At 74.2% G+C, this 5170-nt stretch carries 5 protein-coding genes; 4 read left to right on the plus strand and 1 reads right to left on the minus strand.

Features of this window, described 5'->3' with window-relative positions:
• Window positions 1-5: 5 nt before the first annotated feature.
• Genes QM626_RS09415 through purH form a run of 3 tightly spaced genes read left to right on the plus strand, consistent with a single transcriptional unit; the run spans window position 6 to window position 2365 of the window.
• The gene (locus QM626_RS09415) at window positions 6-143 is read left to right on the plus strand and encodes a hypothetical protein (RefSeq protein WP_415076340.1); all 138 of its coding nucleotides are present in this window, start codon (window positions 6-8) and stop codon (window positions 141-143) included.
• Window positions 144-147: 4 nt separating this feature from the next.
• A complete protein-coding gene (gene purN, locus QM626_RS09420; RefSeq protein ID WP_415076334.1) occupies window positions 148-735 on the plus strand; it encodes a phosphoribosylglycinamide formyltransferase in 588 nt (195 codons plus the stop codon).
• Between the two features lie 25 nt (window positions 736-760).
• Window positions 761-2365 (plus strand): bifunctional phosphoribosylaminoimidazolecarboxamide formyltransferase/IMP cyclohydrolase, encoded by a 1605-nt coding sequence (gene purH / locus QM626_RS09425; RefSeq protein WP_415076336.1) that lies wholly within the window; start codon window positions 761-763, stop codon window positions 2363-2365.
• Window positions 2366-2731: 366 nt separating this feature from the next.
• Here purH and QM626_RS09430 read toward each other — a convergent pair whose 3' ends face one another.
• Window positions 2732-4159, minus strand: coding sequence for a dihydrolipoyl dehydrogenase family protein (locus tag QM626_RS09430; RefSeq protein ID WP_415076338.1), 1428 nt, complete (start codon window positions 4157-4159; stop codon window positions 2732-2734).
• A gap of 257 nt (window positions 4160-4416) precedes the next feature.
• Here QM626_RS09430 and QM626_RS09435 point away from each other — a divergent pair.
• Window positions 4417-5170: bifunctional transcriptional activator/DNA repair enzyme AdaA (locus QM626_RS09435; protein ID WP_415076342.1), on the plus strand; the 754-nt coding region annotated here is incomplete at its 3' end.

The raw sequence follows: 5170 nt of genomic DNA on the forward strand, positions 1-5170 counted from the left end.
GGTCCATCGGCCCCGGCCGGCTCGCCGACGTCGGGCCGGCGGCCTGGGAGGTGGCGCTCGCGGTGCTGCTCGAGGTCGGCGTGGGCGCCGCCATCCTGCTGCTCGCCCCGCGCTCGGCGGCGCGGCGCGCGCGACTAGACTGACCGGGTGCTCACGGTCGCCGTCCTCATCTCCGGCGCCGGCTCCAACCTCCGCGCGCTGCTGGAGGCCGCGGCGGACGCCGACTTCCCCGCCCGCGTCGTCGTCGTCGGCGCCGACCGCGAGGCGGCGGGACTGGCCCACGCCGAGGAGTTCGGCATCCCGAGCTTCGTCGTCCCCTGGCGGGGCGCGCCCGAGCGCGAGGCGTGGGGCGACGAGCTGAACGCGCAGCTGGCGGTCTGGACGCCGGACCTCGTCGTGCTCAGCGGTCTGATGCGGCTCGTGCCGCCGGCCGTCGTCGCGGCGTGGGCGCCGCACCTGGTCAACACGCATCCGGCGTTCCTGCCCGAGTTCCCCGGCGCGCACGCGGTGCGCGACGCGCTGGCCGCCGGCGTGAGCGCGACCGGCGCGAGCGTCATCGTCGTCGACGACGGCGTGGACTCCGGGCCGGTCCTCGCGCAGGAGCGCGTCGCGGTCGAGCCCGGCGACGACGAGACGAGCCTGCACGAGCGCATCAAGCCCGTCGAGCGGCGGCTGCTGATCGACGTCGTCCGTCGCATCGCGATCGGCGAGCTGGATCTCGCCGCCGCATCCTGAACCACCCACCACCCGAGGAGGACCCATGGCAGGGCCCAGCCACGACCCGTCCCTCTACCGCGACCGCGACCTCGTGCCCATCCGGCGCGCGCTGGTCTCGGTCAGCGACAAGACCGACCTGCTGCGGCTCGCCGAGGCGCTCACCGGTGCCGGCGTCGAGATCGTCTCGACCGGCTCGACCGCGCAGACCATCCGGGATGCGGGCCACCCCGTCACCGACGTCTCCGCGGTCACGGGCTTCCCGGAGTCGCTCGACGGGCGGGTCAAGACCCTGCATCCCGGGGTGCACGCGGGCCTGCTGGCCGACCTGCGCCTCGAGGACCACGAGCGTCAGCTCGGCGAGCTGGAGATCGCGCCGTTCGAGCTCGTGGTCGTGAACCTCTACCCGTTCGTGGAGACCGTCGCCAGCGGCGCCACCGGCGACGCGGTCGTCGAGCAGATCGACATCGGCGGACCGGCGATGGTGCGCGCCTCGGCGAAGAACTACGCGAACGTCGCGATCGTGGTCTCGCCCGAGAGCTACCCGGCGATCGTCGACGCGATCGGCGCGGGCGGCACCACGCTGACGCAGCGCAAGGAGCTCGCGGCCCGCGCGTTCGCGCACACCGCCGCGTACGACCGGGCGGTGGCGACCTGGTTCAGCGAGGGCACCCTCACCGAGGAGGACCTGCCGGCCCATCTCACGATCAAGGCCGAGCGGCTGGCCACGCTGCGCTACGGGGAGAACTCGCACCAGCGCGCCGCGATCTACACGCGCGTCGGCGGCCACGGGATCGCGCAGGCGACGCAGCTGCAGGGCAAGGAGATGTCCTACAACAACTACGTGGACGCCGACGCCGCCCTGCGCGCCGCGTTCGACCTCGTCAAGCCGGCGGTCGCGATCATCAAGCACGCCAACCCGTGCGGCATCGCGGTGGGGGCCCCCAACGCGCTCGACCCGATCGCCAGCGCCCACCTGCGCGCGCACGAGTGCGACCCGGTGTCGGCGTTCGGCGGAGTGATCGCCGCGAACCGCACCGTGACCCTCAAGATGGCGGAGAACCTGCGCGACATCTTCACCGAGGTCATCGTCGCGCCCGACTTCGAGCCGGCGGCGCTGGAGGTGTTCCGGCTCAAGAAGAACCTGCGGGTGCTGCAGCTGCCGGCCGACTGGACCCAGGAGCCGATGGACGTGCGCCTGGTCTCGGGCGGCCTGCTGCTGCAGGACGCCGACCGGTTCCCGCGCGAGATCGAGTCGCTCGTCGACTCGTGGCAGCTCGTGACCGGCGAGCGTCCCGCCGACAGCGAGCTGGAGAACCTCTCGTTCGCGTGGAAGACGTGCCGCGCGGTCAAGTCGAACGCGATCGTGCTGGCGCGCAATTCCGCCACGGTCGGCATCGGCATGGGCCAGGTCAACCGGGTCGACTCGTGTCGTCTCGCGGTCGAGCGCGCGGGCGAGCGCGCGGCCGGCTCGACCGCCGCATCCGACGCGTTCTTCCCGTTCGCGGACGGACCGCAGATCCTGCTCGACGCCGGCATCACGACGATCATCCAGCCCGGCGGATCGGTGCGCGACGAGGAGGTCATCACCGCCGCGCGCGAGGCCGGCGTCACGATGTACTTCACCGGCGAGCGGCATTTCTACCACTGAGGCTCTCCCGCTGAGGCTCTCCCGCTGAGGCTCTCCCACTGAGGCTCTCCCACTGAGGCGAGGCCCCGGGCGGTGCCGGGGCGTGGTGCGCGGGCTCGCGGGGGCCCGGGGGAGCCGGCAGCCGCATGTCCGCTCAGACCGCATTGAACTTCGCGTTCACATGGCGGTGTTGAACTTCGCGTTCACACGGTGCTGTTGAACTTCGCGTTCACACGGTGCTGTTGAACTTCGCGTTCACACGGTGCACGGGCCGCCGCGCGACTGCCGCCGCGCCCGCGATTCCTGCGCATCCCTCGCGTCGTGTGAACGGGAAGTTCAACGCCGTTTCCGTGACACCCCGCGCGCGGACGCCCACGGGACGCCCGGTCAGGACGCCGTCGAACGCCCCAGCTCCTCGAGGAACCGCAGCCACACCTCGCTGACGGTCGGGTAGGCGGGGACCGCATGCCAGAGACGCGCCAGGGGCACCTCGCCGACCACGGCGATCGTCGCCGCCTGCAGCATCTCGGCGACATCGGGACCCACGAATGTCGCGCCGAGCAGCACGTTCCGGTCGGCGTCGACGACGGCGCGGGCCTGCCCCGCGTAGTCGTCGGCCAGGGTCCAGGCCCCGGCGACCGCGCCGAGGTCGTAGTCGACGACCCGGATGCGGCGCCCCGCCGCCTCGGCGGCGCGCGCGGTCAGGCCGACCGACGCGACCTCCGGGTCGGTGAAGGTCACCTGCGGCACCGCCGCGTGGTCCGCGGTCGCGACGTGGGCGCCCCACGGCGCGTCGTCCACCGGGGCGTCCTGTGCGCGCGCCGCGATCACGTCGCCGGCGGCGCGCGCCTGATACTTGCCCTGGTGCGTGAGCAGCGCCCGGTGGTTGACGTCGCCGACGGCGTAGAGCCAGTCCGTGCCGGTCACCAGCATGGTGTCGTCGACGTCGAGCCAGTCGCCCGCCGCCAGTCCGACGGTGTCGAGCCCCAGGTCCCCGGTGCGGGGCAGGCGGCCGGTCGCGACCAGGAGCTGCGCGGCATCCACCGTCGTGCCGTCCTCCAGCGTGAGGACGACCTGATCCCCGTCCCGCTGCACCCGGGCGACCGTCACGCCGGTGCGCACGTCCGCGTCGCGATCGCGCAGGGCCGCGGCGACCCGTTCGCCGGCGAAGGGCTCCATCCCGCCCAGCAGGCCGCCGCGGGCCAGCAGCGTGACGCGCACGCCCAGGTCGGTGAACGCCGTCGCCATCTCGCAGGCGACGACCCCGCCGCCGATGATCGCGAGGCTCGCGGGGATCTCCTGCACGCTCGTGGCCTCCCGGCTCGTCCACGGCTCGGCCTGTGCGAGGCCCGGGGTGTCGGGCAGCAGCGCGGCGCTGCCGGTGCACACGGCGACGGCATGCCGGGCGGTGAGGACCGTGACCCCGCCGTCCTCCGCCGTCACCTCCACCCGCCTCGGGCCGGCGAGCCGCCCGTGCCCGCGCACCAGGTGGATGCCGGCGGCGTCCAGCCACTCGACCTGTCCGGAGTCGTCCCACTCGTGCGTGAGCCGGTCGCGGCGGCGCAGGACGCCGGCGGCGTCCACCCTGCCGGTCACGGCCTGCCGGGCGCCGTCCACGGCCTGCGCGGCCCGGAGCGCGGCGCCGGCGCGCAGCAACCCCTTCGAGGGCATGCACGCCCAGTAGGAGCACTCGCCGCCGACGAGCTCGCTCTCGACGATGACGGTGCGCAGGCCCTGCTGTGTCGCCCGGTCGGCGACGTTCTCGCCGACCGGGCCGGCGCCGATGACGATGAGGTCGTATTCGGATTCGGTCATGGCGCCACGCTACGCGCGTCCGGGCGCGGGCCTCGGGGGCTTGCGCCCGCCGCTCCGTCTCACGAACGCGACGATTTCGTGTAAGTGCGACGCATATTTCGCCGCGGATTGCACGAAATCGTCGCGGTCATGGGACAGCGGATGCGGCGGCATGGCGCGCCGCGCGCCGCCGCGGGCCCCGCGGCCACCGCGATGTCCGAAAACCGCGAGCCGGAGGCCGGGCGACGTGTCAGGCTGGGGGAGTGCCCCACCCCGGAATGACCTTCGACGAGCGCTACCGCGCGATCAGCGCCCGTGACGCGCGGTTCGACGGGCAGTTCGTCACCGCGGTGCGCACCACCGGCATCTACTGCCGGCCGAGCTGCCCGGCGCGCACCCCGAAGCCCGGCAACGTCACCTTCTTCGCGACCAGCGCCGCCGCCCACGAGGCCGGCTACCGGGCGTGCAAGCGCTGCCTGCCCGAGGCGGCGCCCGGCTCGCCCGAATGGGACCTGCGCGGCGACGCCGCCGGCCGCGCCATGCGGCTCATCGCCGAGGGCACCGTCGAGCGGGAGGGCGTGCCCGGTCTCGCCCGGCGGCTCGGCTACTCCAGCCGTCACCTCACGCGACTGCTCACCGCCGAGCTCGGCGCGGGCCCCCTCGCCCTCGCCCGCGCGCACCGGGCGCAGACCGCGCGGATGCTGCTGGTCGGCACCGACCTGCCGGTCGCCGACGTGGCGTTCTCGGCCGGGTTCGCCAGCGTCCGCCAGTTCAACGACACCGTGCGCGACGTGTTCGGGATGCCGCCGACCGCGCTGCGCGCCCGCGGCCACGGGTCGCATCCGGCACCCGCCGGCGAGCTCGACCTCCTGCTCGTGCACCGCCGTCCGATCGATCTCGACGGACTGTTCGACTGGCTCGCCGCGCGCGCCGTCGGCGGCGTCGAGACGGCGGGGCCCGGCGCCTTCGCGCGCACCCTGCGCCTGCCCGGCGGCCCCGCCTGGTTCGAGGTGCGCCGCGCCGGCGACGACC

This window comes from Microbacterium sp. (genome assembly GCF_047606385.1).
GTDB lineage: Bacteria > Actinomycetota > Actinomycetes > Actinomycetales > Microbacteriaceae > Microbacterium.

What these genes read in the sequence shown, in the direction of transcription:
- QM626_RS09430 (WP_415076338.1), bottom strand. Translation starts at nt 4,159, where the DNA reads ATGACCGAATCCGAATACGACCTCATCGTCATCGGCGCCGGCCCGGTC.
- purH (WP_415076336.1), top strand. Translation starts at nt 761, where the DNA reads ATGGCAGGGCCCAGCCACGACCCGTCCCTCTACCGCGACCGCGACCTC.